Below are 25,129 nucleotides of genomic sequence, written 5' to 3'. Positions count from 1 at the left end.
CCAGCGGCAGTGACGCTCGGCCCTGGAGCTACAGACCGAGCACGCCTTCGCGCCAGCCGCGCAGGTCGTCGGGCAGTTGGTCGTGGCGGGCCCAATGTTCCAGCGCACGTCGCGGCAGCAGCGAATCGGCGCTGATACCCAGGCGCTCCGCTTCCTTGACCACGGTTTCCCGCAGGGACTTCGCGCGGGCCTTCTCGGCCTCGGTGAGCAGGCTCTGCAGAGGTATCGCGAGCTCTTCTGCACTGGCTTCCGCGTGAAGGATGGTTTCCAGTTTCTGCGCCAGGCGCGGACTGGGTTTGCCGTCGGCGGCGACTGCAGCCTCCAGGTCGGATCGACTAGGGCGCTCCAGCAGCGCGGCTCGGATGGCGACCGGGTTGTCCAGAATCCAGCGCTTGGGGCGATTGCGCTGCATCGCTTCGGCATCGCGCCACATCAGCAAGCGCCACAAGCGTTGTTGCTGGGCCGCGCTCATGCGCTCGATGGCGCGTACCTTGAGATGCGGATAGGGATCGCCCGGCGCGCGGGCCCTGGCGACGGCGCGGGCGCAGTCCTCATCCAGCCATTGGCGTCGGCCGAGTTCGCGCAGTTGCCGATCCAGGCGCTCGAACACCGGGTGCAGGTGCTCGACGTCCTCCGCCGCATAGCGCAACTGCTCGTCATCGAGCGGACGCTTGAGCCAATCGGTGCGGGTGGCGTGCTTGTCGAGCGCGATGCCGAGTTCAGCCTGCACCAGCTTCTGATAGCTGGGCGGCATCTCGTAGCCGCAGAGCACGGCGGCGATCTGAGTATCGAACAGCGGTTCGGGCACCTGGCCCAGGGCATGGCCCAGCACTTCCAGGTCTTCGCTGGCGCTGTGGACGATCTTGATCGTGCCGCTGGCGGCCATCAGCGGCGCCAGATCGGCCCCAATGCCCTCGATCAGCGGATCGACCAGCGCAATGCTGCCCGGAACGGCCAGCTGAACCAGACCGAGTTCGGCATAGTAGGTTTGGGTGCGAATGAACTCGGTATCGAGCGCGACTGTCGTATGGTTGCAGGCGCCGGCGACAAACCGGGCAGCGGCGTCGCGGCTGGCAATCCAGAGTGGCGCTGGCGCCGGGTGGGTAACTGACACTAGAGTGGATCCTTTCGATGGTGTGGCAGGTGCAGAACGGGACCGATGGCTTCTGATCGTCAATCCAGACTGAGCTTCGTGATCGCACTGGCGATCATACTGGGCAGCGCCTGGATCGGTTGGTGGCGTGAACAGCGCGAGGACGCGCCGACGCCCGGTGGCGTGAACGCGCCGATGCTGGCTCAGCAGGAGCCCTACGAGGAATCGCCAGATCCGACCGAGATGGAGCCGGATGAGGCGCTGGACGATAGCGCGACGGCCGCTGTTGAGGGTGCAGAGCCCGCCGAGGAGAGCCCGCCGGTGGACGTCAGTGCCGAGGAACTGGCCGCGCTGATTGCCGCGATGCGCTCGGAGATCAAGGAAGGACGCCTGCTGGAGCCCATCGACAGCAGTGCCTTCGCCCAGGCCAGTCGAATCCTCGTGGTGGATCCGGCCAATGAGGAGGCGCGCGAAGTTCTGCAGAAGGCGCTGACCGAACTGCGGGACGCGAGCAGTCCGGTGGTGCCCGATGATCTGCTGAAGACTGCCGAAAAGGCGCTGACGCTGTTGCCCGAGGGTGTGGCCGAGGATGCCGTGGCAGTCGCGCTTCGCGCCAGCGTCGACACCACCCGCAAGATGCGCAATCTGATTGCACGCGCTGAACGACTGAGCGCCCGCGAGGGTGCTGGCCCCAAGACCTTTGCCAGTGCCGCCGAGGCCTTTCGCGGTGCGCTGGCGATAGATTCAGCCAACGCTCGCGCCCTGCGCGGCATGGAAGATCTGCAGCGGCGCATGATCGAGCGGGCGCTGGCCTCGGCCTACGATCTGCGTTTCATCACCGCCGGCAAGCTGCTCGATCAGGCCGAGGAACTGCAGACCGGCACATCCCGCGTACTGGATGCGCGATCGCAGGTGATGGCTTTCAGGGCTCAGGCTGAAGCCGAGAATCTGACGCGATTCAAGGATGCACTGGCCAGCGCCGATCTGGAGCAGGCCGAGAGCGCGCTGGCGGTGCTGCGCAAGTTGTTGACCGACGACAATCAGGTCCGTGACCTGGAAAGCAAGGTCGTCAATGTGCGCCTGTACGGCGGTTTTGCGCCGGGCGAGCGCTTTGGCGACAGCCTTGCCAATGGTGGTCGTGGTCCGCGCATGGTGGTGGTGCCGGTGGGTCGTTTTGTCATGGGGTCGGCCGAGTCCGAGGAAGGGTCCAGCAACAGCGAACGCCCGCAGCGGCGAATCGAATTCACGCGCGGATTCGCCATCGCCCGCAACGAGATCACGGTCTCGGATTTCCGCGATTTCGTGCAGGCCGCGGGCTACACCACCGACGCCGAGCGCAGCGGATCGTCCGCCATCTACGACGAGAAGACCGGGCGCATGACCAAGTCTCGACGGGCCAACTGGCAGCGCAGCTACAACGGCAGCCGGGCGCGCGACAATGATCCGGTGGTGCATGTGTCCTGGAACGATGCCCGGGCCTATGCCGAATGGCTGAAGGCGCAAACCAGCAAGCCCTATCGTCTGCCGACCGAAGCCGAATTCGAGTACGTGCTGCGCGCCGGCACGCGCACGGCATATCCCTGGGGCGATGGTGATCCGCCGCGGGTGCTGGCCAATGTGGCCGGGGCCGGCGAGCTGTCCAAGGAAGGTCGGCGCTGGAACCAGGGCTTTGTTGGATACGATGACAAATTCTGGGGCGTAGCGCCGGTGCGCAGCTTCGAACCCAACGCCTATCGCCTGTACGATCTGGACGGCAATGTCTCGGAGTGGGTGGAGGACTGCTGGCACGACAACTACCTGCGCGCGCCCGATCAGCCGGTGGCCTGGGTCAATCCCGGGTGCGAATTGCGGGTGATCCGCGGCGGCTCCTGGGGGAGTTCGCGCGACCAGGTGCGCAGCGCCTGGCGCGGCAGCGCATTGGCCGATTCCAGCGGCGCCCGTGTCGGCTTCCGGGTGGTGCGGGAGTTGTAGGAGAGGGCGCGAGGGCACGTAAAGGTAGCCTCACGACAAGCTCTTGATCTTGCGTGCCCTCGCGCCCTCGTGCGTTTGATGCGCGAACAACCGCACCGCCAGGGGCGACCGGGACTCTCCGTTGCGTCCTGCTTTGGACATCGACCCGCCGCAGTTTCCGGTTTTCGTCGGCGTGCCGGTCGCGACGTGAGGTCGCTCCTACCGGCGGGCATGTCGTTCATGGCCCGTGTGCAGGGTCGGGCCTGTGCACATCCAGCCGAGCCGCGGCCGCCGGCGCGAACGACCCCGGTGCATTTCCCAAAGCTCCGCGCGCCGGAGCCGCGCTACGTCGAGGCCGGTTCATGGCTCAGGGGCAGAGTTGCGCCGAAACCCGTGGCTCGCAATGACGCGGGCTCGTGGCAGGCAGGCAATGTTGGTTTGGCCCTTCGTGCCCTTTGCCTTGACTCGTTCTCAACCTACTCCGGAAACTCGCCATCCACGTAATACCAACGACCATCCTCGCGCACGAATCGGCTGATCTCGTGCAGGCGTTGCGCCGAGCCGCCGCCCACTCGCGAACGGGCGACGAATTCCACCAGCGCATGATCGTTGTCGATGATCTGGTGGCGCTTGATGCTGAGGCCCAGCCAGCGCACGCCTTCGAGGCTCTGCGCATCCAGGCTCGGTGGTCGGGTGGCGGGGTGCCAACTGGCCAGCAGGTATTCGGCGTTGGCGCGCACGTAGGCAGCGTAGCGCGAGCGCATCAGTGCTGCGGCGTCCGCCGGCACCGCGCCGCTGTGATAGCGGCCGCAGCAATCGCGGTAGGCCTTGCTGCTGCCGCAGGGGCAGGGCTCAGACGGTGACATGGCCAGAACTCCGCATGATGGGGCGTGCAGCCGATCGCGGCAGCGCAGGTTGGCGCGACTGCCTTGAGCATCAGCATAGGGTCATCGGCGCTTTGGGACTATGCTCTACCTCAGCAAATGGTGGGAGCTGCCCATGCGCGCCGCTCAGTTTGTCAGTCATCTGGAGTGCGCACTGACCGGTGAACGCTTCAACGCCGGCCAGCTGCACACGGTGTCCAGCGCCGGCAAGCCCCTGTTGGTGCGCTATTTCCTCGATCAGATCGAGCGTGCGGTCGAACGTGCGGAACTGGCGCGGCGACCGTCGACGCTCTGGCGCTATCGGGAACTTCTGCCCTTGCCGGGCTCGCGCCAGCCGATCTCGTTGGGTGAAACCATCACCCCGCTGATCGATCTGCCGGCGCTGCGAGCAGAGCTGGATCTGGGCGCTCTGTGGGTCAAGGATGAGGGTCGATTGCCCACGGGCTCGTTCAAGGCCCGCGGTCTGGTGATGGCGGTCAACATGGCCAAGTGGCTGGGTGTCACGCGCATGGCCATTCCCACCAATGGCAATGCTGGCGCGGCGATGGCGGCCTACTGCGTGCGTGCCGGCATCGAGGCGATCTGCTTCTGTCCGGCCGACACGCCGGAAGCGAATCTGCGCGAGATCGAACTGCAGGGGGCGACGCTCGTGCGTGTCGACGGCATGATCGACGACTGCGGCAAGCTGGTCGCCGAGGGTGAACGGGACGGTCGCTGGTTCTCGTGCGCGACGCTGCGCGAGCCCTACCGGATAGAGGGCAAGAAGACCATGGGTCTGGAACTGGCTGAGCAACTCGGCTGGACGGTTCCCGATGCCATCTTCTACCCGACGGGCGGCGGTACCGGACTGATCGGCATGTGGAAGGCCTTCGCCGAGTTGGAGACGCTGGGCTGGATCGGGGCCAAGCGACCGCGCATGTTTGCCGTGCAGGCTAGCGGCTGCGCGCCCATCGTGCGTGCCTTCACTGCCGGCGAGGAATTCGCCCAGCGCTGGGAAAATGCCAGCACGCTGGCGCATGGCATCCGCGTGCCGGCAGCGTTGGGCGATTTCATGATCCTCAGGGCCGTGCGTGATTCTGGCGGTGCAGCGATCGCCGTGAGCGATACCGCGATCACGGCCGCCTGGCGTTCGGCCGGGCGTGACGACGGCATGTTGCTGTGCCCGGAAGGTGCGGCGACGCTGGCCGCCCTGCGACAGGCGCGCATCAATGGCCTGGTGCGCAGCGGTGAACGCGTGGTGCTGTTCAACTGCGCCACCGGGTACAAGTACCCCCTGCCTGAATCCGATGCGGCGAGATCGTAGCGCGGCGCTTGCTCCGCTGCTCTGGCAAGCCTTTGGAAGGTCCAGACTTGTCTGGACGCCCTTGCTTGGGTTCAGCACACCCTGCCGAGCAAGCTCGGCACTACCACAGCCTCGCACACCGCTGTTCTGGTGAGACATTGCTGGCGCCGCCGTGGCGGCGCGGCAAGTTCACACTGGGTCTGACACGGCGGGGTGGTTGAGGCGTAGGATCGGGCGGTCACGACACCTTGATGCGATGCGCGGTGGTCGGCGGCAGGCCTACCGAACCCAAGGGACAGTGTCATGCCGGCTACTCGAAAAACCGTGCGCAAGGTGGGTCCGGTGCTGGCAACCGCCCTCGTCGCGGGGAACATGATCGGCTCCGGTATTTTCCTGCTGCCGGCATCGCTGGCGGCGATTGGTTCATCGACCGTCATCGGTTGGGTGGTTTCCCTGGCCGGTGCGCTGCTGATTGCCGGCGCCTTTGCCGTGATCGGCGCAACTCGCCCGAACCCGAATGGTTTGGTGGAATGGCCGGCAAGATCGATTCATCCGGTCGCTGGCTTCGTCTCCTGGCTGGCCTACTGGATGACCGGCTGGATCGGGAATGTCGCCATCGCTCTGGCCGCGGTCGGCTATCTTGGCTCCCTGATCCCGGCGCTGCAGACGCCCACGGGCACTCTGGCGGCGACGCTGGCCTTGATCTGGTTGCTGACCCTGGCGGCCCTGTTCGGTGCGCGAGTGGTCACGCGCATCAGCGGGATGACCTTGATCATCGGTTTGCTGCCGGTGTTTCTGGCCATCGTTCTCGGGCTGTCGCATTTCTCGGCGACGGTTTTTGCCGCGTCGTGGAATGTCACGGGTGAGCCGCTGTTGCAGACCGTGCCGGCGTCGCTGCTGATCATCTTCTGGGCCTTCATCGGGCTGGAGAGCGCCAACATCGCCGGTGCCGTGGTCGAGAATCCCGAGCGCAACGTACCGATCGCGGCGCTGGCCGGCGTGGTCGTCGCAGGACTGATCTACATCATGGCCAGCGTGGCCGTGATGGGCGTCATTCCTGCCGTCGAACTGCAGACTTCCGCTGCGCCCTTCGCTGATCTGATGGCTCGAGTGGCCGGCACCGGTGCCGGGGCCTTCATCGCGGTTTGCGCCATTCTCAAGGTGTGCGGAACCCTGGGTGGCTGGTTTCTGGTGACTGGCGAATGCGGGCGCAGCGGCGCGGCCGCTGGATTCCTGCCAGGATTTCTGTCGGAATCCGATCCGGAGCAACTTCCGAGTCGCGGCCTGGTGGTACTCGCGATCATCATGAGCGTGGTGGCGATGAGCACGGTATCGCCCACGCTCGTGGCGCAGTTCAATCTCTTGCTCAACACCACCGTGGTGCTGATCATGGCCGGATATGCACTCATTGCGCTGTCGCTGGTACTCGATCGGGAGCAGCGCACAGAGAGCCGGGCACTCGGTGCCGCGGCCCTGCTGTTCTCGATCTGGGTGGTTCAGGCCTCGGCCTTTGCCGACACCTGGCCCGGATTGCTGCTGCTGCTGGTGATCGTGTTGATCGGGGGGCTCAGATACGCGCTGGTGGGCCGCAAGCTGGCGCAAAATCCATGAACCCGGCGCTTGCATGCTTCTGTGGGTCCAGACTTCTCTGGACGCTTTTCGCACGTTGATGCAGTAGCGCCCAGACAAGCCTGGACCCACGGACAAGCGGCTTGCCGTTCGCCCGAAAGTTGCAGGCAAATCAATTGCTCGCAACCAAGTTTCATGGAGAGAATCAGAAGGGATTGAGCGTGTAACCGGCCTGCTGCCATTGCGCGTGCAAGGTCATCGCCGACAGGCCCAGTTGCACGCCCGGCAGCAAATCATCGGCGCCGATATCGCGATAGACCGCGGTCTGTCCGCAAAGGCCGATCTTCACGCCAGCGGCGCTCAGTGCAGCAATCAGCCCGGCGTTGGCGTTCTCGCCGCCGTACTTCTCGTCATTGACCAGATCCATGGCGGCCGAGCCGTGGACGACAATGGCCAGGTGCAAGTTTGCACTGGCCACGCCGGCCTCGGCGTGCATGTTGAGGAAGCGCGCGGCACTCTCCAGCTGGCGATTGAGTTTGCCGTTCTCGGCCGCCTCCGAGACATCGAAGACCACCTTGAATTCGCTGTCCGGCGCCAAGGCCGGCGCGTCTGCGACCGTGGCCACGCGGCCGTAGTCGGCAATGATCTTGCCGGCGTGGAAGTCGGTCGGCGCGGCGCCTGCGCCGGAAGCCAGGCAAGATGCAGCCGCCCAAAGCCAAGCATGAATTCTGCTCATCCCGGATTCTTCTTTGCCAGCCTGGCGTGTTGCTCGTTCACCATCATCAGCGCTGCCGAACCGTAGTAGTTGTGATACTCCGCCACCATTTCGCCCGACTCGATCACCGGGTCGGTGGCGACCAGCGCCTTGGCCTCGTCGATGTCGGATACCGCGAAGATGAACATGCCGCGCCAACCTTCCGCGCCATCGAAGGGGCCGGCCACCGCGAGTTTGCCTTCTTCGGCCAGCCGCTTCATGTTGGCAAAATGGCCCTTGAACATTTCGCTGCGCTCTGGACCCTCGGGCATCTTGTTGGGCCCGGTTTTCAGAATCACCATCACATAGCTGCGCATGCCGTATTCGTCGGCGCCCACCGTTTTCGCCAGAGCCTCGTCGTAGCTGGACGGCGGCGTGGCCGACTCGGCCATCGCAGGGCTTGCTGCCCCGAGTGCTGCCAGGCCCAGTACCGCCAGCATGAGTGCTGATCTGATCATTGTCTGCTCCATGAACGGCAAGAGTATGAGGATGGTAGCCCGGATCCGCCGGGTGGCGTCTATCCGACGACCTCGCCGTCTTCCTTGGTGAAGGGCCCGGGAAAGGGTTGCGGCAGAATCTCCAGCACGACTTCGGAAGGCCGGCACAGGCGTGCACCGAGCGGGGTTACCACAATCGGACGGTTGATCAGGATCGGATGCTGCTCGATGAAATCCAGCAACTGCTCATCGCTCCACCTGGAATCGCCCAGACCCAACTCATCAAAGGGCGTGCCCTTCTGGCGCAGGATGTCGCGCACGCCCAGACCCATCCGCCCGAGCAGGGCCTTGAGCGCCTCGCGACTGGGTGGTTCCTTCAGATACTCGATCACCGTCGGCTCCACGCCAGTGTGACGGATCATCGCCAGCGTATTGCGCGAGGTGCCGCACTTGGGGTTGTGGTAGATCGTGATCTCGCTCATCGGGGCCTTCCTGATCGGTAAATATGTCTGGCAAGCCCACGGAAAATACACGCAGATGCGCGGGGATGAGTCCGCCAGCGTGGTGCATCATCGTCTGCAGCTGGAACTCCCACGAGCAGCTCCAGTCCGCGAATCCAGGCCTCAACATGCGTACAGCCGCCGATGAGTGAAAGTCTGATCTCCAATCTGCTGGTCATCGGGTCGTTGACCGCGGCCGCGCTGCTGCTGTTCCATCCGAAGGTGTCAGCCAATGCGACCTGGCGAGCCACGGTCACGCCGCTGGCCTCGATCATCGGCAGCGGATTTCTTGTGCTCGCGCCCCTGCTGGTGCGGCATTTCGGCACGGCTGCGGTCTGGGTCATGGCGGGTCTGTGTGCGGTTGCCTATGCGGTGGGCGCCGCCATCCGCTGGAACATCCTGGTGCTGGATGAGCCCGAACACCGGTCGGCGCTGGCAGCGCAGCGCATCGAGAACCTGGCCTCGTGGGTGCTGGCCTTCGCCTATGTGATATCAGTCTGCTACTACCTGAACTTGTTCGGCGCATTCGCGATGAGCATGACGCCCTTCGATGGCGTCACCGAAGGCAAGGTGATGACCACCGCCGTGTTGCTGTTCATCGCCTTGCTCGGCTGGCGAGGTGGCCTGAAGAGCCTGGAACGGGCCGAGACCTACAGCGTGGGCATCAAGCTGGCGGTGATTGCCGGCTTGTTGGCGGGGATGGCCTATTACGCCCACCTCTTGGCAGGCAAGGGTCAGATTCAGCATCACGCGGGTCAGTTCGACTGGGACAGTGTGCGCCTGGCCTTCGGGCTCATCATCACGGTGCAGGGCTTTGAAACCTCGAGATATCTCAGCGAGGGTCATGACGCGCGCACCCGCGTTCGCACCATGCGCTACGCCCAGTGGCTGGCCACGGCGGTCTATCTGATCTACATCGGCCTGGCCGGGGTGAGTTTTCCGGTGGATTCCGTCGGAGAGCGCGAAACGGCGGTGATTGGCATGACCGCTGCGATTTCTCCCTTGCTCCCCGTGCTTCTGGTAGTCGCTGCACTGGCCGCGCAATTCAGCGCTGCGGTGGCCGATACCAACGGTTGCGGCGGCCTGACCCAGGAAATGAGCCAGGGCCGCATCCACTCGCGCCTGGCCTATCTGCTGCTGGTGGCGATGGCGCTGCTGCTGACCTGGCGCGCCAACATCTACCAGATCATCAGCTATGCCTCGCGCGCCTTTGCCCTGTACTACGCCCTGCAATGTGCACTGGCTACCTGGACCAGCCATCGTCGTTCCGGATGGAAGCTACGCACACTGGCCTTCGCTGCGTTGACCGGCCTGATGCTGGCCGCAGCGGCGCTTGGGGTGTCGGTGGAATAGTCCCGAGCCGCGGTCAACCTGGCTGAACCCTGCCGGATCAGGATTTCCGCTCAGGGTGTGCGCGGAAGAACTTCCCCGCCAACACTGCCGGCGCAATCTCGTCCACATAGGTCCAGGCCGAAAATTCCACCGGATGCTGCCCCTCGACCACCGGATCCTCGCCAAACATGCGGTAATTGCGGATCAGCTCGTCCACATCCCTGGCCTGTGACAGCGAGCCCAGGGATTCCAGCAGTGAATTTTCGACTACATCGCGAGCCACCTGAAGCGCCGCCTCAGCCGACGGGTAGGGCCCCTTCCGGTAACTTTCGCTCTCGTCCATGTAGTGGAAGTTGTCGTAGACCCTGACGTACCACTGTTCGGTCATTTCGACGGCTGGCCGGCGGCGGAAGAATCCGGCCAGACGGGTGATCCAGCCTTCGCTCATTCCAGCCCCCGGCGCTCCTGTGCGCCCGCCAGGGAATGGATTCGTGCGACGGTCTGTTCAAAGGCCCAGGCCATCGGTGCGCGGCGCGCGCTGAGGATGTCGCTCAGCGAATGGTAGTAAGCCAGCGTGCCCTCACGCCCGGCGGTGAAGCGTTCGAACACCGTCGGGCCGACGTCCGGGTGTTCCAGATCGCCCAATATGGCGCGGGCGTTGTGCAGCTTGTCGCAACCGGACACCAGCAGGGTGTGATCCGGCTTGTCCCGCAATTGCGCCAGATAGGTCAGCTTGCGCCGGCGCCAGTTTTCCAGCTTGCTGCCGGCGGCTTCCGCCGCCGCCTTTTCTTCGACGCTGCCATCGGTGCAGGCCCGCACGATCTCGATGACCTTCGCACCAAAGCGGGTGCGAATCGCAACTTCATGCTCGGAACCGCAGTCTTCCAGTACATCGTGCAGCAGACCGGCGATGGCCTGATCCTCATCGCCGCCGTGTTCCAGCACCAGACTGGCGACCCCGAGCAGATGGTAGAGGTAGGGAATCTGGGTGCCCTTGCGGTACTGCGCAGCATGCGCGTGGCGGGCGTAGTCAACGGCTTCGGTAAATCGTGGACTCAGAGCAGTCATGGTGCGCACCCAGAATCAAGGACGATGCCGCTACGGTAGCCGAAATTGCAGCGTGCGGGTCGGCCTCACTCATCAAACGTGCGCTAACCCATTGATCTATTGACCTGGCCAAAAAGGGGCACGGGGCAGGGGTCCAACCTCTTCGCATGATCTGACCGTGCCGTGACTTGGGTCCCCCGCCCACGGCCCCCTGCTTGATGCGCAAACAAGCACACGGCCAGGGGCGAGCGGGGACTTCCGCAGGGACCCGGGTTCATGGCCCGTGTACCGTTTCGGACGCCACAGGTCGCAGCGCGCAGCAACTCCCCGCATTGTCCGCTGCCCGCTATCCTGCCCAGTGCCCATTTCAGGATTCGATCATGAGCGAACGCGTGCTGTACGATCTGGTGGCCAGCGATCCCAGGGATCGCTTCAGCCCTTTCTGTTTTCGCGTCAAGCTGGCGCTGGCGCACAAGGATCTGAGCTTCCGCAGCGAGCTGGTCAGTTTCACCGACAAGCAGAAGATTGCCTTCACCCAGCAGCCGCTGGTGCCGGTGCTGGTCGAGCCCGATGGCACTGTCGTCTGCGACAGCTTCAGGATTCTTCAGCACCTGGAAGAACGTTATCCGCAGGCGCCGCTGCTGGCGCCGGGCGACGCGTCACTGGCGTTCCTGCGGGCCTGGACCGATCGCAGCCTGCTCGCCGCCACCTTCAAGATACTGGCGCCGAAGATCCATGCGCTGTTGCAGGGCGCAGACCAGGCCTATTTCAAGACCAGCCGTGAACAACGGATGGGTGTGACACTGGAAGCGCTGGCCCGCGACGAGGGCAAGTACCGCAACATCCTCAGCACCACGCTCGAACCGCTGCGTACCCTGCTGAACGCGCAGCCCTGCGTGGCCGGCGCCCAGGTCGGCGCTGGCGACGTGCTGATCCTCGGCAACCTGCTCTGGGCCGAAGGCGTGCTCGGCGAGCCGCTGCTGCCGCCGGGCGATCCCATCAGCGCATGGCGTCAGCGCATGGAGCCGTGGGTGCAGAAGGCGCTGGCGATGGCGTCGGTGCTCTGAACTCGGCGACTCCGGTCTTCGTCGGCGGACGCATTCTCCACAGCACAGTTCAGATCCTGAGCACCAACATCCGCCTAAGGGGCCTCGTGTACACGATCAACTTTCTGGCAGTGCTTGGACTCTGGTCGCGACTGCTTGTGTTCTGACAGGCACTGAGCCAGAAAGCCGCGGGCCTGGGTCAAGTTGCCAGACGCGCGCCGAAGCCAAAAAAAACCGCGCAATGCGCGGTTTTTTGGTGCCGAAGGTGGGACTCGAACCCACACGCTTTTAAGGGCGGCGGATTTTGAGTCCGCTGCGTCTACCGATTCCGCCACTTCGGCCAATCAAGCCGTGAAGCATACCTGAGGTTGGGGTGGGGATAGAAGGGATGGCGGAGGGTGTTCGGTGGCAGGGGCTGGTAGCCGAGGCGCTGGTATCGGAAGTGAGGCAGGGTGTTGGGGGACAAAGCCTCGCGGCGGCGTCGGCCCGGCACGGTGTCTTCGCAAGGAGCGTGTCCCATGGACCCATATCGTAGGTTGCTGGTTGGATTGGTTCGCCTGTAGGAGCGCCCTTGCGGCGCGACCGCTGCTTGGGACGTTTGGCTTGCCGGTCGCGACGCGAGGTCGCTCTTGCAGGCAAGCTTGTGGTTCATGGCCCTGAGCGCAGTGTCGACCCGACACACGCGGCTCTCCGTGAACGCATATCGCAAGTTGCTGATGCGTCATTGCGAGGAGCGCAGCGACGAAGCAATCCAGGGTAGCGCCGCACGCCCCTGGATTGCTTCGCTACGCTCTCCATGAACCCATATCGCAAGTTGTTGATTTGCTGTTGTAGGTCACGTTGCTCGCGTAGCGAGCTACGTGACGCAATTCGATGTCACGTAGTCCGCTGACGCGGACAACATGACCTACGACACCGGGTTCATGGCCCGTGTGCAGTTTCGCGCCGAAACAGGTGGCTCGCAAGGACGCCCTTGTTTGACGCGCGAACGAGCGTGCAGGGAGGTGCGACAGGGTCTTGCGCAGAGCTTCGCAGGGTCATAATGATCTGGAACGGAAGGCGGCGATTGTGGCTATTGGGCGAGTCTGGCGAGCGTGTCGAGTTGGTCGGCGTCGTCCGGGCGCTTGTCGGTGCGCCAGCGGGTGATTCTGGGAAAGCGCACGGCGATGCCGGATTTGTGGCGGGTTGAGCGATTGACGCCTTCGAAGGCGAGTTCGAAGACCTGTTCGGCAGCCACGCTGCGCACTGGGCCGAAGCGCTCCAGGGTGTGGGCTCGAATCCAGCGGTCGAGTCTGGCGATTTCGGCGTTGTCGAGGCCGGAATAAGCCTTGGCGACAGGCACCAGCTGACCCTCATGCCAGAGTGCAAAGGTGTAGTCGGTGTAGAGATTCGAACGGCGGCCGTGGCCGGCCTGGGCGTAGATCAGCACGGCGTCGATGGTGAGCGGGTCGATCTTCCATTTCCACCAGTCGCCGCGTTTGCGCCCCACCTGGTAGCGCGAATCGCGACGCTTGAGCATCAGTCCTTCGACGCCGAGATCGCGTGATTGCTGTCGCTGCGCGGCCAGTTCGGCCCAGCTGTTGGACTTGAGCGTGGGCGAGATGGCCAGTGCCGGGAGCTTGGGAGGAGCGGCGTTTTCGGGAGCGAGATTCGGATGCTCTGCACCATCACCGTTCCGGCTCACGAGGCTCTGGTAGTGCCGAGCTTGCTCGGCAGGATCTGCGGTTTCTTGGCCCACATCAGAGCCAGAGCCAAAGCCCGGCAGAAGCAGCGGAGCAAGCTCCGCTCTACCAGAGCTGCGGTGTGCGAGGCTCTCGTAGTGCCGAGCTTGCTCGGCAGGATCTGCTGAGCTTGGAGACAGCAGTTTTTCGAGGGCTTGGCGACGCTCGCTCAGCGGCCGCTGGCGCCAATCCTGACCCTGCCATTCGAGCAGATCGTAGGCCATGAACACGACCGGACAGTCGGCCAGAGCCTTGGGTCCAGGTTTGAGTCGGCCGATGCGCTTCTGCAGGCGAGCAAAGGGCAGTGGCGCGGCCTTGTTCCAGCCGAGGATCTCGCCGTCCAGCACCGTGCCCTCGGGGAGTTCGGCAGCAGCGGCTTCGATCTCGGGGAAACGCCCGTCCAGGCGTTCCTCGCCGCGTGACCACAGTCGGGTCTGGCCCTGGCGCCTGAGCAGCTGGGCGCGGATGCCGTCCCACTTCCACTCGGCTTGCCAATCGCCGACCTCGCCGAGCGCGTCGGGCGAATCTTCCAGCGGCGATGCCAGGAAGAAGGGATAAGGCTGGTCAGCATCGGACGCGGTTTCCTTCGGATCGATCAATGCTTGCCAGGCGCTTGCTGAGGGCCTGAAGTCACCGCTCAGTCGATGCGCCAGCAACTCGCCCGAGAGCCCGGTCAACTGGGTCAGGGCCTGTATGACCAGTCGTTGTGAAACTCCCACGCGCAGCGCGCCGGTGAGCAGTTTGTTGAGCACGAAGCACTGTTCGCGTGGCAGTTCGGTCCACCACGTCCGCACGAGCGGACCCTGTGCATCGGCCGTCAGCCGTGCCAGCGCGCTGAGCTCGAGCTCGATCCAGTGCTGCAGACTGGCTGAATGCCCGACGTTTGCGGCCTGCGGATTGGCCACCAGCAGCGTGATGGTCTCGGCCAGATCGCCGACATGGGCGTAGGTGTCCTCGATCAACCAGATCGGGTAGCCGCTGGCCTGCACCAACCAGCTGCGCAGATCGCCGGAGCGCACCAGCCGCTTGATCTTGCCGCCCGCCAGGATATGCACCGCCCAGGCGGCATCGGCGGCCGGCGCTGTCGCGAAGTAATCGCGCATCGCGGTCACCTTGTCGCTGGTGGCCGTGGACTGATCCAGGCGCGTGTACAGTTCGGCGAAAGCGCGCATCAATCCTCTCCACCGAAATCGGTGCGCAGCGTTTCTGCGGTGATGCCGGTCTCGTTGAGGTGGCGCACCAGGGCGTCGGTGTTGCCATGGGTGGCGAGCACCCGGCGGGCGCCGCTGGCGCGAATGGTGTCGATCAGGGCCGGCCAGTCGGCATGGTCTGAGAGTGCCAGTCCGCGGTCGTATCCGCGGCGCCGACGATTGCCGCGGATCAGCATCCAACCGGAGGCAAAAGCAGTCGAGGCCTGGGCAAAGCGGCGCATCCACGGCGAGCCGGCAGCCGAAGGTGGAGCCAGGATCAGCTCGCCGGCGAAGTCGCGGGCGCGGGCCTGCTCGCTGACCGCTTCGGTGGGCAGCATGACGATCCCGGCAGCGCGGTAGAGCTCGACCAGTGCCAGCATGGCGCCATGCAGATAGACCGGGCGGTTGACCCGCTGTGCCAGTTCCGCCAGCAGCCGCTGGACCTTGCCGAGTGCGTAGCAGAACAGCACCGCCGGTACCTGATCGCGGGCGCATTGATCCCACCAGGCCAAGATCTCGTCGACGGTCTGCTCGATCGACGGCCAGCGATAGCAGGGCAGGGCAAAGGTGGCCTCGGTGATCAGCGTGTTGCACTCGACCACTTCGAAGCGCTGACACGTGGGATCGGTCTCGCGCTTGTAGTCACCCGTGACCACCCAGACCTCGTCGCCTGCTTCCACCCGCACCTGAGCGGAGCCGAGGATATGCCCCGCCGGATGCAGCGAAACCCGGGCCGCGCCGAGTTCGAAACCGGCCCCATAGTCATGGCCCACGATGGCCGCATCAGCGCTCAACCGATGCTGCAGCAGCGAGGCTCCCGGCGCCGCACAGTGGTACAGCTGCGAGCCGCTGCGGGCGTGGTCGGCATGACCGTGGGTGATCACGGCGCGCGGCACGGGTCGCCAGGGGTCGATATGGAAGTCGCCGGCCGGGCAATACAAACCCTCGGGGCGCAGGACGATCAGATCTTCGCTCATGGCCAGATTGTGCCGGGAAATCCGACAGCGGGGCGTGAGCGCGCCGCTGTGACCTGTGGCCTATTCATGCTATTCAAATGTGCGCTAGCATTCAGCAAACATTGAATGGTGAGTGAGGAATGAACAGAAAGCTGGCGGCACTGAGCCGCAAGGTCCCCGAAATTGCAGAGGAGCGCGCGATCACGCCGCGGGAGCTGAAGCTGCTGGCAGAACCGACGCGTGAGTTCATCTTCAATGCGCTGGTCCCCGAGGCCCGCACGGCCACTGAGCTGGCACAGTTGCTGGAATGCCCAACCACGCGCCTCTATCACCATCTCAAGCTGATGGAGAAGCACGAACTGATCGTGGTGGTGGCCGAGCGTCTAGTCTCGGGGATACTGGAGCGCCGCTACCGCGCCACGGCGCGGCGCCTGCGACTGGATCGCAGCGTGTTTGGCGATGACGTGCTCGGCAATGAACGGCTGGAAACCCTGCTGGCCTACAACTTCGATCAGGCCCGCGCCGATATCGTGCGCAGCCATGCGGCCGGACTGATTGATCTGGGTCTCAAGCCACCGGCGGCGAAGGCCCTGATGGCCTACCGCCATGTGCTCAAGCTGACGCCGGCAGATCGCGATCGCTTGCTGCAGCGCCTGCACGATTTCTATCAGGAGTACGAACGCCTCAGTCATCAGCCGCCGCCCGAGCAGGGCGAGTTTGTCGGCCTGATGCTGGCGGCCTATCCCACCGAGATGCGCGCGGCCGAGACCCCCAGGGCGCGCGGTACGCGGGTGCCAATGAAGCGGCGAGGACGATGACGATGGATGTCGACGATGTGGCCGCGAAGGCGCCGCTGAGCCCCGCATCAACGGGGGACACTCCTGCAAGCCCGGCTTTGCCGAACAAGCCGAGAGTAAGCCCTCGCGCAGCCATGATGTTGGTCCTGCAGATGCTGGCCGGCGGCGCCTTCGGCTTCTTCAGTGTCAGCTGGGCGCTCAAGGGCGGCATGCAGCTGGCGCCAGCCGAAACCGCCAAACCATTGCTGTTGTTGTGCCTCTTGCTGGCTCTGGTGGTGGCCTTGCCGCTGCATCTGGCTGTTCACGAGCTCGGCCATGCGCTGGTCGGGCGCGCCCGTGGCGGCTTTCTACTGCGATTCGTGGTGGGGCCCTGGCGTTGCCAGCGCTTCCGATCCGGCTTTCGCTGGCGCCGGGTGCGCTCTTTGAAGGGTATTGGTGGATTCGTGCAAACGCTGTTGCCGCCGGGCGAGGGTTACCGCCTGGCTTTGAGCTGGATGCTGCTGGGCGGTCCACTGGCCAATCTGCTGTTGGCCGGGGTAGGCGCCTTGCTCATGTGGTACGCGCCCTGGTGGCCCCTGCGCCTGTTTGCCATTCCGATCGTGCTGTTCGGGCTGATGCTGGGCCTCATCAATCTGGTGCCCTTCAGGGTGGGCGGCTTCCTCACCGACGGCGCTCATCTATGGCGGATCTGGACCGATCCAGCGGCGCTGCAGCAGTCGCAACGGATGGCGCGGATTGCCAGGGCCAGTCTTGATGGGTTGCGACCGCGCGAGCTGGATGCCGTTGACGTCGCCGCGCTGGATCCCGATCAAGCCACGGGCGCTGAGCGCTTCCTGGCGCTGGTGATACGGGCGTCGGTGGCCGAGGATCAGGGCCAGCTTGAGGAATCGCGCGCGCTGATCAATCGGGCCCTTGCCGATTGGGAGCAACTGCCCGATGGCTTCCGCCAGGTTCTGGCCCTGGCGGCGGCCCATGCCAGCGCCCGTCTGGATCGAGACGCATCATCCGCGCGCGCGTGGTTGGCCAAGGCCGAGGGCGGCCTGCTGGAGGATTTCCACATCGCCTGGGTGGAAGCGCTCATTGCGGACATCGAGGGTGATGCGCAGGCCCGGGCGCAGGCCCTGGGGCGGGTGCGCGAGGGCATCGATGACACGGTCTATCGCGGCGACGAGAAGGTTTATCGCGAGCGACTGGCGGCGATGGCGTGATGCCGTGGCGGCCGCAGTGTGCGAGGCTTTGGTAGTGCCGAGCTTGCTCGGCAGGGTGTGCAGGTTTTCGGCACAGGCTTGAGAGCACAAGCCAGGCCAGAGCAGCGGAGCAAGCTCCGCTCTACGAGAGCGCCGGTGTGCGAGGCTTTGGTAGTGCCGAGCTTGCTCGGCAGGGTGTGCAGGTTTTCGGCACGGGCATGAGAGCACAAGCCAGGCCAGAGCAGCGGAGCAAGCTCCGCTCTACGAGAGCGGCGGTGTACCAGGCTGTTGTAGTGCCGAGCTTGCTCGGCAGGGTGTGCTGACATACAAACAGGTGTCGTATTCGAACGCCACTTTGCCGTTGGCCGATGTCGCGTCAAACAACGCCTGCAGCGCATCAAGCATCGGCAGGTGCTGGGAATGACCCGGCGCCGGCGCATACGAGGACGACAACAAACGACCCCGGAGCCCCTCGAAGTCGAAATGCTGGGCGTGATCGAATCGGTACTCGTCGTGACCGTCCTCCCCAAAATACAAGGCCAGCGCCTGGCTATCGGCGTAGCGCTCCGAAACCGCGGCGTAATCGGTGCCGAAGCGCTGCAGCAGTGCCTCGTAGCCGTCGAGGAAGTCGCTGCCCGTGGTGCGGCGCAGATTCCAGAGCACGGCGCGGTGCCCGCCCGGGCGCAGGATGCGCTCGGATTCAGCGGCCACCGCGGCCACATCGAACCAGTGAAAGGCCTGGGCGGCGATGACCAGATTGACACTGTGATCGGCCAGCGAGGTGGCTTCGGCTCGGCCGTCGATACTGGTGAAGTTCTGACGGGAAGACAGCAGGGCCTCGGCGGCCTGGCGCATCTCGGCATTGGGTTCCACGCCATACACGCGATGACCCGCATCGAGGAATCCCAGCGCCGACAGGCCGGTGCCGGATCCCAGGTCAGCAATATCAACCGGGCCGGTCCAGCCGCAGTGCTGGCGCAGTGTGTCGACCACGGCCGGCGGATAATCCGGCCGATAGCGCACATAGTCGGCAACACGGTTGGAAAAGCGCTGGGTGGGGTTGGGCATGGCGGGAGTTCAGTGGATGGGGCGAGCCCTATCCTAGCGCGCCCTGTGGGAGCGGACTTCGTCCGCGAAGCGGTTTGCTTCTACCGGTCGTGTGGATCGGATATCAGTGGATTCGGCGAGAGAATTCGCGGACAGAGTCCGTTTTCACCAAACATGCCGCAAGTATTTGAATAAAAACATTTTCCGCAAAGGACGCAAAGGACGCAAAGTAGAGCGATTCCAAGTTGTCAGCCGGTTGTGTCGCCACAGATCGCCGCTCAGCCGACCAAGCCTTGAAATCTTCGCGTCCTTTGCGTCCTTTGCGGACAAAAATGGGCCTCCGAGATCGCCGACAGCTTGATGCGCGAACAAGCGCACCGCCAGGGGCGAGCGGGACTCCCAATGTGGCTGGCAGTGGTGGCTGTCCGCCGTTTATAGGAGCGACCTTGTGTCGCGACCGGGCATGATCGCTTGCGGCACGGCGCTCGCGACATGAAGCCGCTCCTACCGGTGGCCCAATGTCTTCACGTGACCCCAATAGGCTCCGGTGCGATGCTTGGGAGCAATCCTCATCGAGTTCTGCCTGTCGATGTCGCAGCCATCCATTTCGATTCCCGCAAGGACAGATCAGCTGCCGCCGCTCGCCGAGCACTGGATCTACAAACTGGTCGCCGCGCGTGAGTGGCAGGCGGCTGAAACGGTAGGGCGTTACCCAGGCTCGATGGATGATCGTCGCGACGGCTACATCCATCTGTCGACCGCCGCGCAGGTGGAAACGACGCTTGCGAAGTATTTCAGTGAGGTCGATGACCTGTTGCTGGTCGCAGTGGATCCGCGTTTGCTCAGCGCGGATCTGCGCTACGAGGCCTCGCGCGGTGGCGCCCTGTTCCCGCATCTCTACGCCGATCTGCCGATCGCTGCCTGCAAGGTGCTGGCGCATCGGGCGCTGGCCAATGCGCCCTGGCAGCTGGCGGATGCTTGAGTACGCCATCATTGGTGCTGGTTTTGGCGGCATTGCCATGGCCAGGGCCTTGCACGATGCGGGTGTCGCCAACTTCCGGGTCTTCGAGAAGGCGGCTGAAGTCGGCGGCACCTGGCGAGAAAATCACTATCCCGGCGCCGCTTGCGATGTGCCTTCGCACCTGTATTCGCTGGCGGATGCGCCGAATCCGGACTGGACCCGCTTGTTTCCGCAGCAGCCGGAAATCCAGGCGCATCTGCGGCTGCTGGGTGCCGAACTGGTGGCGCGCGGGCAGATCGAGTTCCGCTGGCAGCTGAGCGCGGCCAACTGGGACGCACAGGATCAATCCTGGTTGCTGGAGAATGCCCAGGGAGAGCGCTGTCGAGCGCGCATGCTGGTGCTGGCGCTGGGCGGTCTGCATGTGCCGGCCTACCCGGAGATTCCGGGTCTGGGCAGCTTCAGCGGCGAGAGCTTCCACTCGGCGCGCTGGCGCCACGACCTTCCGCTGGCGGGCAGGCGCGTGGCGGTGATCGGTACCGGCGCCAGCGCCATTCAGTTCATCCCGGCGATCGCCCCGCAGGTGGCGAGCCTCAGCGTGTGCCAGCGCTCGCCGGCCTGGCTGATGCCACGCACGGACATCGAATTCTCACCGCGCCTGAAGCGCGCGTTTGCCCGTTGGCCGTGGCTGCGCAAGACCCTGCGCGGCAGCATCTTCACCTTGCTGGAGCTGTTGTCCTCGGCGCTGATCCACCGGCGCACGGCCTTCTGGGCGCGCGCCATGTCCAGGCGCCATCTGCGCAAACAGGTGGTCGATCCGGCGCTGCGGGCACGTTTGACGCCGGATTATCCCTTCGGCTGCAAGCGCGTGCTGATCTCGTCGGACTACTACCCCGCGCTGCAGTTGCCGCAGGTGGAATTGATCGATACGCCGGTCACTGCGGTCGAGCCGGAAGGCCTGCTGCTGGCCGACGGCCGCCGTCTGCCGGTGGACGTGCTGATCTACGGTACCGGCTTCAAGCCGCTGGATGTACTGTCAGGGCTGCGCATCGTGGGCCGAGACGGGCGCCAGCTCGATGTCGACTGGGCCCGTCGCCCGCAGGCGCATCTGGGGATCAGTCCACACGGCTATCCCAACCTGCATTTTCTGCTCGGTCCCAATACCGCGCTGGGGCACAACTCGGTGCTGAACATGATCGAGAGTCAGGTGCGGCACATTCTGGCGCTGCGCCGGGCGATGGCCGAGCACGGCGCGCGCAGCGTCGAGGCCACGGCCGCTGCGCAGCAGGGCTATCTGGACCGGGTCGATCGGGGTTTCGGCGACAGCGCCTGGGCCGGCGGCTGCCACAGCTGGTACCTGGACGACAGCGGCCAGAACATTGCCCTGTGGACCGGCTCCTGCGTGGGCTACCGCTGGCTGACGCGCAAGGTGCGGGCGGGGGATTATGTGTTTGGATAGCCGCCTTCCAGGCCCATCGCCCCAGGAACAATCTGTCTCACGCGGAGACGCGGAGGGCGCGGAGAAGGGGCGACAAACGCCGGCTTTGTGTAGCCCCGAAGTGCGCGCAGCGCTCTCCGGGCGGTGACGCGAAAGAGCCCCGGTGAGCCGCTACGCGACACACCGGGCTACGCGCACCGAGCGACTTTATGGCCCGTGCATAGTGCCTGGGCCGACCCAGGCAACTCTCCATGAACCCATATCGCAAGTTGTTGATGCGTCATTGCGAGGAGCGCAGCGACGAAGCAATCCAGGGTAGCGCCGCACATCCCTGGATTGCTTCGCTACGCTCGCAATGACGCCGAGGGTTCATGGCCCGTGGGCAGTTTCAGGCCGATTCAGGCAACTCGCAACGATGCGCCAGACCCTAACCCAACTTCGCCTTCAGCAACTCGTTCAACTGCGCCGGATTGGCCTGGCCCTTGGTGGCTTTCATGGCCTGGCCCACGAAGAACTGCAGCAACTTCTCGTTGCCGGCGCGGAATTGTTCCACCTGCTTGGGATTGGCGGCGATGATCTCGTCGACCACGGCCGCCAGGGCGCCGGTGTCGGACACCTGCTTCAGTCCCAGGCGCTCGATCACGGCGTCGGCCGACTCGTCGCTGTGCCAGAGTTCCTCGAAGACCTGCTTGCCCATCTTGCTGGACAGGCTGCCGTCGACGATGCGGTGCAGCAGTCCGCTCAGGCGCTCGGCACTGATCGGGCTGGTGTCAGGCGTGAGCGCGTTGGCATTGAGTGCACCCAGCCATTCGCCCAGCACCCAGTTGGCGCAGAGCTTGGCCTGTTCGGGCAGCGTTGCGATCAGGGTCTCGAAGTACTCGCAGACGATACGATCGGCCGTCAGCAGGTTGGCATCGTATTCGGTCAACCCCAGTGCATCGATATAGCGCTGACGACGGGCCTCGGGCAGCTCCGGCATGCGCTGCCTGGCGCGCTGGATGTCGTCGGCGGCGATCACCAGCGGCGGCAGATCGGGATCGGGGAAATAGCGGTAGTCGTGGGCCGATTCCTTGCCGCGCATGCTGCGGGTCTCGCCCTTGTGGGCGTCGAATAGTCGGGTTTCCTGTACCACCTTGCCACCGCTCTCGATCAGGCGAATCTGGCGCTCGATTTCGTAGTCGATGGCCTTTTCGACAAAGCGGAAGGAATTGACGTTCTTGATCTCGGCGCGGGTGCCGAGTGGCTCGCCCTGGCGCCTGACCGAGACGTTGGCATCGCAGCGGAAGGAGCCTTCCTGCATGTTGCCGTCGGAGACTTCCAGCCAGCGCACCAGGGTGTGCAGCGTCTTCAGATAGGCCACGGCTTCGGCCGCGCTGCCCAGCACCGGTTCGCTGACGATTTCCAGCAGCGGCGTGCCGGCACGATTCAGATCGACCCCGGTCTCGGCGTGGAAGGCATCGTGGACGCTCTTGCCGGCATCTTCTTCCAGATGCGCACGGGTCAGCTGCACGAACTTGCTGCTGCCGTCGTCCAGACGCACATTCAGGCCGCCACCGACCACCACCGGTAACTCGTACTGGCTGATCTGATAGCCCTTGGGCAGGTCTGGATAAAAGTAGTTCTTGCGCGCAAACACGCTGCGTTCGGCCACGGTGGCGCCCACCGCCAGACCAAAACGGATGGCCAGTTCCACCGCCTGCGCGTTCATCACCGGCAAGGTGCCGGGCATGCCGAGGTCGACGGCGCAGGCCTGGGTATTGGGCTCGGCGCCATAGGCCGTTGCCGCGCCCGAGAAGATCTTGCTGCGCGTGGCCAGCTGCACATGCACTTCGAGGCCGATCACGGTTTCCCATTGGCTCATGACCGTGCTCCTGCGGCGGGCTCGGCCCAATGCCATTCGGTGGCCTGCTGATAGCCGTGACCGGCGCCGATCAGCAGATCCTCACGCCAGCTCGGGGCCACCAGTTGCAGCCCCACCGGCAGGCCCTCGGAGAATCCGCACGGCACCGACAGACCTGGCAAGCCGGCCAGATTGACACTGACCGTGTTGATGTCGGCCAGGTACAGCGCCAGCGGATCGCTGAGCTTCTCGGCGAGCTTGAAGGCCACGGTCGGGCTGGTCGGACCGCCCAGCACATCGACCTCGGCAAACACGCGGGCGAAGTCGTTGGCGATCAGGCGTCGCACTTGCTGCGCGCGCAGGTAGTAGGCGTCGTAGTAGCCGGCGCTGAGCGCATAGGTACCGGTCAGGATGCGTTTCTGCACTTCGTGGCCGAAGCCTTCGGCGCGTGAGCGTCGGTAGAGGTCGTTGAGATCCTTCGGATCGCTGCAACGATGGCCGTAGCGCACACCATCGAAGCGCGCCAGATTGCTGGAGGCCTCGGCCGGGGCGATGACGTAATAGGCGGGGATGGCGTACTCGCTGCTGGGCAGATCGACATCGATGATGATCGCGCCGCGGCGGGCGTAATCGGCCAGTGCAGCCTCGACTGCTGCGGCCACTCCATCCTCGATGCCAGCGCCGAACCACTGTCTGGGCCGGCCGATGCGCAAGCCCTTGAGCGGCATCTCCAGGGCAGCGCTGACGTCCACCTTGGGTCGATCGGCGCAGGTGGCATCACGCGCATCGAAACCGCTCATGACATCGAGCACCCGCGCGCAGTCTTCCACCGTCAATGCGATCACGCCGGCCTGATCCAGGCTGGAGGCGTAGGCGATCATGCCCCAGCGCGAGACCCGGCCGTAGCTGGGCTTGAATCCGGTGACGCCGCAGAAGGCCGCGGGCTGGCGGATCGAACCGCCGGTATCGGAGGCGGTGGCAAAGGGCACCACGCGCGCCGCCACCAGCGCCGCCGAGCCGCCGGAGGAACCGCCGGGGACGCGCTCGGTGTCCCAGGGATTGCGCACCGGGCCAAAGTAGCTGTGTTCATTCGACGAGCCCATCGCGAACTCGTCCATATTGGCTTTGCCGATCAACACCGCACCGGCCTGGGAGATGCGCTCGTGGATCGCCGCGCTGTAGGGCGGCACGAAATGCTCCAGATAGCGCGAGCCACAGGTGGTGAGCACGCCTTCGGTGCAGAACAGATCCTTGTGCGCATAAGGAATGCCGCCGAGCGGCCCGGCCTGGCGGTTGGCGCGGGCCTGATCCGCAGCATCGGCCGCCGCCAGCGCATGCTCGGCCCCGATGGCGCTGATCAGCGCGTTCAGGCTGCCCTGGGTGGCGGCAACGCGCGCCAGTGACTCCTCGGTCAACATCCGCGCCGTGGTCTGGCCCGCCGCCAGCGCCGCCAGCTGATCGACGACCGTGTTCAAGGACTCGCTCATTCGATCACCTTCGGCACCAGGTAGTAGCCGGCGCTCTCGGCGGGCGCGATCGCCGCCAGGGCGTCGCGCTGATCGCTTTCTGTGACCTCATCAGGCCGCAAGCGCAGCGTCGGATCGCCCGGATGCGACAGCGGCGTCAGGCCGTCAACGGGAGCGGCCTTCAACGCATCAAACAGATCCAGCACCGCCGACAGTTCGCGCGTCAGCGCGTCCTCCTGATCGGCAGGGATGGCCAGTCGGGCCAGTTCGGCAATGGAGCGCACTTGAGCGCGGTCTACAGACACGGTCTACACACCAGAAGGGTATTGCGCCGCAACATAGCAAGGAATGGGTAGGGACTTGTAGGCTTGAGTGCCTGGTCGGGCGCGAAAATCGGTGTGTGTCGTGGGTTGTGGCCAGAGGCGGGACGCGAAGATCGCGAAGGAAAAGCAGAAAGGACGCGAAGGAAAGCGAGTTAGGCCAGGGTTGTCGGCGAGATCCGAGAGCCCGTCGCAGGAGCGACCTTGGGTCGGGATCTGGCGGTCGGTATCTCCCGCCGGCACAGGAGCTGGACGCGGTACCGGCAGGAGGCTACGGGCTTTCTGCTCTTGTGGGTCCAGACTTGTCTGGACGCT

The 25,129-nt window shown here is 64.8% G+C and carries 22 protein-coding genes and 1 tRNA gene; 9 read left to right on the top strand and 14 right to left on the bottom strand.

The annotated features are described in order from the left end of the window. Window positions 1-28: 28 nt before the first annotated feature. Window positions 29-1,114, bottom strand: coding sequence for a ribonuclease D (locus H7A19_05665; GenBank protein MCP5474312.1), 1,086 nt, complete (start codon window positions 1,112-1,114; stop codon window positions 29-31). Between the two features lie 45 nt (window positions 1,115-1,159). Here H7A19_05665 and H7A19_05660 point away from each other — a divergent pair, with 45 nt between their 5' ends. After that, entirely contained in the window at window positions 1,160-3,064 is a 1,905-nt protein-coding gene (locus H7A19_05660; protein MCP5474311.1) for a formylglycine-generating enzyme family protein, read from the top strand. Between the two features lie 455 nt (window positions 3,065-3,519). Here the strand turns inward: H7A19_05660 and H7A19_05655 are convergent, their stop codons facing one another. After that, window positions 3,520-3,909 carry a YchJ family protein gene (locus H7A19_05655; protein ID MCP5474310.1) on the bottom strand — a complete coding sequence of 130 codons (390 nt, stop codon included), beginning with the start codon at window positions 3,907-3,909 and terminating at the stop codon, window positions 3,520-3,522. A gap of 100 nt (window positions 3,910-4,009) precedes the next feature. Between H7A19_05655 and H7A19_05650 the strand changes: the two genes are divergently transcribed. Together H7A19_05650 and H7A19_05645 are read left to right on the top strand one after the other, a co-directional pair. Further along, the gene (locus H7A19_05650; GenBank protein MCP5474309.1) at window positions 4,010-5,230 is read left to right on the top strand and encodes a threonine synthase; all 1,221 of its coding nucleotides are present in this window, start codon (window positions 4,010-4,012) and stop codon (window positions 5,228-5,230) included. 282 nt (window positions 5,231-5,512) lie between these two features. Continuing rightward, window positions 5,513-6,820 (top strand): amino acid permease, encoded by a 1,308-nt coding sequence (locus tag H7A19_05645; protein ID MCP5474308.1) that lies wholly within the window; start codon window positions 5,513-5,515, stop codon window positions 6,818-6,820. 163 nt (window positions 6,821-6,983) lie between these two features. Here H7A19_05645 and H7A19_05640 read toward each other — a convergent pair whose 3' ends face one another. The 3 genes from H7A19_05640 to arsC are packed head-to-tail and all read right to left on the bottom strand — an operon-like array spanning window position 6,984 to window position 8,451. Then, complete coding sequence (locus H7A19_05640) at window positions 6,984-7,514, bottom strand: DsrE family protein (GenBank protein MCP5474307.1); 531 nt, start codon at window positions 7,512-7,514, stop codon at window positions 6,984-6,986. Beyond that, window positions 7,511-7,990: a hypothetical protein gene (locus H7A19_05635; GenBank protein MCP5474306.1), complete on the bottom strand. Its 480-nt coding sequence runs from the start codon at window positions 7,988-7,990 to the stop codon at window positions 7,511-7,513. The genes H7A19_05640 and H7A19_05635 overlap by 4 nt, the downstream gene beginning before the upstream one ends. A 59-nt stretch (window positions 7,991-8,049) precedes the next feature. Further along, entirely contained in the window at window positions 8,050-8,451 is a 402-nt protein-coding gene (gene arsC, locus H7A19_05630; GenBank protein ID MCP5474305.1) for an arsenate reductase (glutaredoxin), read from the bottom strand. Window positions 8,452-8,625: 174 nt separating this feature from the next. Here arsC and H7A19_05625 point away from each other — a divergent pair, with 174 nt between their 5' ends. Next, complete coding sequence (locus tag H7A19_05625) at window positions 8,626-9,822, top strand: hypothetical protein (GenBank protein MCP5474304.1); 1,197 nt, start codon at window positions 8,626-8,628, stop codon at window positions 9,820-9,822. Window positions 9,823-9,859: 37 nt separating this feature from the next. Here the strand turns inward: H7A19_05625 and H7A19_05620 are convergent, their stop codons facing one another. Continuing rightward, window positions 9,860-10,249 carry a hypothetical protein gene (locus H7A19_05620; protein MCP5474303.1) on the bottom strand — a complete coding sequence of 130 codons (390 nt, stop codon included), beginning with the start codon at window positions 10,247-10,249 and terminating at the stop codon, window positions 9,860-9,862. Further along, window positions 10,246-10,869: an HD domain-containing protein gene (locus tag H7A19_05615; GenBank protein ID MCP5474302.1), complete on the bottom strand. Its 624-nt coding sequence runs from the start codon at window positions 10,867-10,869 to the stop codon at window positions 10,246-10,248. Before H7A19_05615 ends, H7A19_05620 begins: the two co-directional genes overlap by 4 nt. Window positions 10,870-11,228: 359 nt before the next feature. Between H7A19_05615 and H7A19_05610 the strand changes: the two genes are divergently transcribed. After that, window positions 11,229-11,915: a glutathione S-transferase N-terminal domain-containing protein gene (locus H7A19_05610; GenBank protein ID MCP5474301.1), complete on the top strand. Its 687-nt coding sequence runs from the start codon at window positions 11,229-11,231 to the stop codon at window positions 11,913-11,915. 233 nt (window positions 11,916-12,148) lie between these two features. On the opposite strand, the gene H7A19_05605 is transcribed toward H7A19_05610, so the two are convergent. The 3 genes from H7A19_05605 to H7A19_05595 all read right to left on the bottom strand — a co-directional run bounded on the left by H7A19_05605 (window position 12,149) and on the right by H7A19_05595 (window position 15,782). Next, a tRNA-Leu gene (locus tag H7A19_05605) sits at window positions 12,149-12,235 on the bottom strand. A 731-nt stretch (window positions 12,236-12,966) separates the two neighbouring features. Continuing rightward, on the bottom strand, window positions 12,967-14,787 hold the full coding sequence (locus H7A19_05600) for an ATP-dependent DNA ligase (protein MCP5474300.1): 1,821 nt from the start codon (window positions 14,785-14,787) through the stop codon (window positions 12,967-12,969). Beyond that, window positions 14,787-15,782, bottom strand: a complete 996-nt coding sequence (locus H7A19_05595) for a ligase-associated DNA damage response exonuclease (protein MCP5474299.1) — start codon at window positions 15,780-15,782, stop codon at window positions 14,787-14,789. Before H7A19_05595 ends, H7A19_05600 begins: the two co-directional genes overlap by 1 nt. Window positions 15,783-15,901: 119 nt before the next feature. Between H7A19_05595 and H7A19_05590 the strand changes: the two genes are divergently transcribed. Both H7A19_05590 and H7A19_05585 read left to right on the top strand, forming a co-directional pair. Continuing rightward, complete coding sequence (locus H7A19_05590; GenBank protein MCP5474298.1) at window positions 15,902-16,579, top strand: helix-turn-helix transcriptional regulator; 678 nt, start codon at window positions 15,902-15,904, stop codon at window positions 16,577-16,579. Window positions 16,580-16,692: 113 nt separating this feature from the next. Beyond that, entirely contained in the window at window positions 16,693-17,766 is a 1,074-nt protein-coding gene (locus H7A19_05585) for a M50 family metallopeptidase (GenBank protein ID MCP5474297.1), read from the top strand. 240 nt (window positions 17,767-18,006) lie between these two features. On the opposite strand, the gene H7A19_05580 is transcribed toward H7A19_05585, so the two are convergent. Continuing rightward, window positions 18,007-18,813, bottom strand: coding sequence for a methyltransferase domain-containing protein (locus H7A19_05580; protein ID MCP5474296.1), 807 nt, complete (start codon window positions 18,811-18,813; stop codon window positions 18,007-18,009). A 568-nt stretch (window positions 18,814-19,381) separates the two neighbouring features. Here H7A19_05580 and H7A19_05575 point away from each other — a divergent pair. After that, a complete protein-coding gene (locus tag H7A19_05575; GenBank protein ID MCP5474295.1) occupies window positions 19,382-19,774 on the top strand; it encodes a DUF952 domain-containing protein in 393 nt (130 codons plus the stop codon). Beyond that, window positions 19,767-21,209 (top strand): NAD(P)/FAD-dependent oxidoreductase, encoded by a 1,443-nt coding sequence (locus tag H7A19_05570; protein MCP5474294.1) that lies wholly within the window; start codon window positions 19,767-19,769, stop codon window positions 21,207-21,209. The genes H7A19_05575 and H7A19_05570 overlap by 8 nt, the downstream gene beginning before the upstream one ends. 406 nt (window positions 21,210-21,615) lie before the next feature. Here the strand turns inward: H7A19_05570 and gatB are convergent, their stop codons facing one another. From gatB to gatC, 3 genes are read right to left on the bottom strand one after another with little or no spacing between them, the layout of a single operon-like run. Further along, entirely contained in the window at window positions 21,616-23,049 is a 1,434-nt protein-coding gene (gene gatB / locus H7A19_05565; GenBank protein ID MCP5474293.1) for an Asp-tRNA(Asn)/Glu-tRNA(Gln) amidotransferase subunit GatB, read from the bottom strand. Then, window positions 23,046-24,515 (bottom strand): Asp-tRNA(Asn)/Glu-tRNA(Gln) amidotransferase subunit GatA, encoded by a 1,470-nt coding sequence (gene gatA / locus H7A19_05560; protein MCP5474292.1) that lies wholly within the window; start codon window positions 24,513-24,515, stop codon window positions 23,046-23,048. The genes gatB and gatA overlap by 4 nt, the downstream gene beginning before the upstream one ends. Further along, window positions 24,512-24,799 (bottom strand): Asp-tRNA(Asn)/Glu-tRNA(Gln) amidotransferase subunit GatC, encoded by a 288-nt coding sequence (gatC, locus tag H7A19_05555; GenBank protein MCP5474291.1) that lies wholly within the window; start codon window positions 24,797-24,799, stop codon window positions 24,512-24,514. Before gatC ends, gatA begins: the two co-directional genes overlap by 4 nt. Between the last annotated feature and the right edge of the window lie 330 nt (window positions 24,800-25,129).

It is taken from the genome of Rhodanobacteraceae bacterium, assembly GCA_024234055.1.
Lineage (GTDB): Bacteria > Pseudomonadota > Gammaproteobacteria > Xanthomonadales > SZUA-5 > JADKFD01.
Note: the sequence above shows the minus strand (reverse complement) of the source record. Positions and strands in the feature narration are given on the sequence as shown.

Coding starts and splice junctions, on each gene's coding strand:
- H7A19_05620 (MCP5474303.1), bottom strand. CDS start 10,249: ATGAGCGAAGGCTGGATCACCCGTCTGGCCGGATTCTTCCGCCGCCGG.
- H7A19_05655 (MCP5474310.1), bottom strand. CDS start 3,909: ATGTCACCGTCTGAGCCCTGCCCCTGCGGCAGCAGCAAGGCCTACCGC.
- H7A19_05575 (MCP5474295.1), top strand. CDS start 19,382: ATGTCGCAGCCATCCATTTCGATTCCCGCAAGGACAGATCAGCTGCCG.
- arsC (MCP5474305.1), bottom strand. CDS start 8,451: ATGAGCGAGATCACGATCTACCACAACCCCAAGTGCGGCACCTCGCGC.
- H7A19_05610 (MCP5474301.1), top strand. CDS start 11,229: ATGAGCGAACGCGTGCTGTACGATCTGGTGGCCAGCGATCCCAGGGAT.
- H7A19_05650 (MCP5474309.1), top strand. CDS start 4,010: ATGCTCTACCTCAGCAAATGGTGGGAGCTGCCCATGCGCGCCGCTCAG.
- gatB (MCP5474293.1), bottom strand. CDS start 23,049: ATGAGCCAATGGGAAACCGTGATCGGCCTCGAAGTGCATGTGCAGCTG.
- H7A19_05600 (MCP5474300.1), bottom strand. CDS start 14,787: ATGCGCGCTTTCGCCGAACTGTACACGCGCCTGGATCAGTCCACGGCC.
- gatA (MCP5474292.1), bottom strand. CDS start 24,515: ATGAGCGAGTCCTTGAACACGGTCGTCGATCAGCTGGCGGCGCTGGCG.
- H7A19_05615 (MCP5474302.1), bottom strand. CDS start 10,869: ATGACTGCTCTGAGTCCACGATTTACCGAAGCCGTTGACTACGCCCGC.
- H7A19_05595 (MCP5474299.1), bottom strand. CDS start 15,782: ATGAGCGAAGATCTGATCGTCCTGCGCCCCGAGGGTTTGTATTGCCCG.
- H7A19_05635 (MCP5474306.1), bottom strand. CDS start 7,990: ATGATCAGATCAGCACTCATGCTGGCGGTACTGGGCCTGGCAGCACTC.
- H7A19_05590 (MCP5474298.1), top strand. CDS start 15,902: ATGAACAGAAAGCTGGCGGCACTGAGCCGCAAGGTCCCCGAAATTGCA.
- H7A19_05580 (MCP5474296.1), bottom strand. CDS start 18,813: ATGCCCAACCCCACCCAGCGCTTTTCCAACCGTGTTGCCGACTATGTG.
- H7A19_05570 (MCP5474294.1), top strand. CDS start 19,767: ATGCTTGAGTACGCCATCATTGGTGCTGGTTTTGGCGGCATTGCCATG.
- H7A19_05640 (MCP5474307.1), bottom strand. CDS start 7,514: ATGAGCAGAATTCATGCTTGGCTTTGGGCGGCTGCATCTTGCCTGGCT.
- H7A19_05585 (MCP5474297.1), top strand. CDS start 16,693: ATGATGTTGGTCCTGCAGATGCTGGCCGGCGGCGCCTTCGGCTTCTTC.
- H7A19_05660 (MCP5474311.1), top strand. CDS start 1,160: ATGGCTTCTGATCGTCAATCCAGACTGAGCTTCGTGATCGCACTGGCG.
- H7A19_05645 (MCP5474308.1), top strand. CDS start 5,513: ATGCCGGCTACTCGAAAAACCGTGCGCAAGGTGGGTCCGGTGCTGGCA.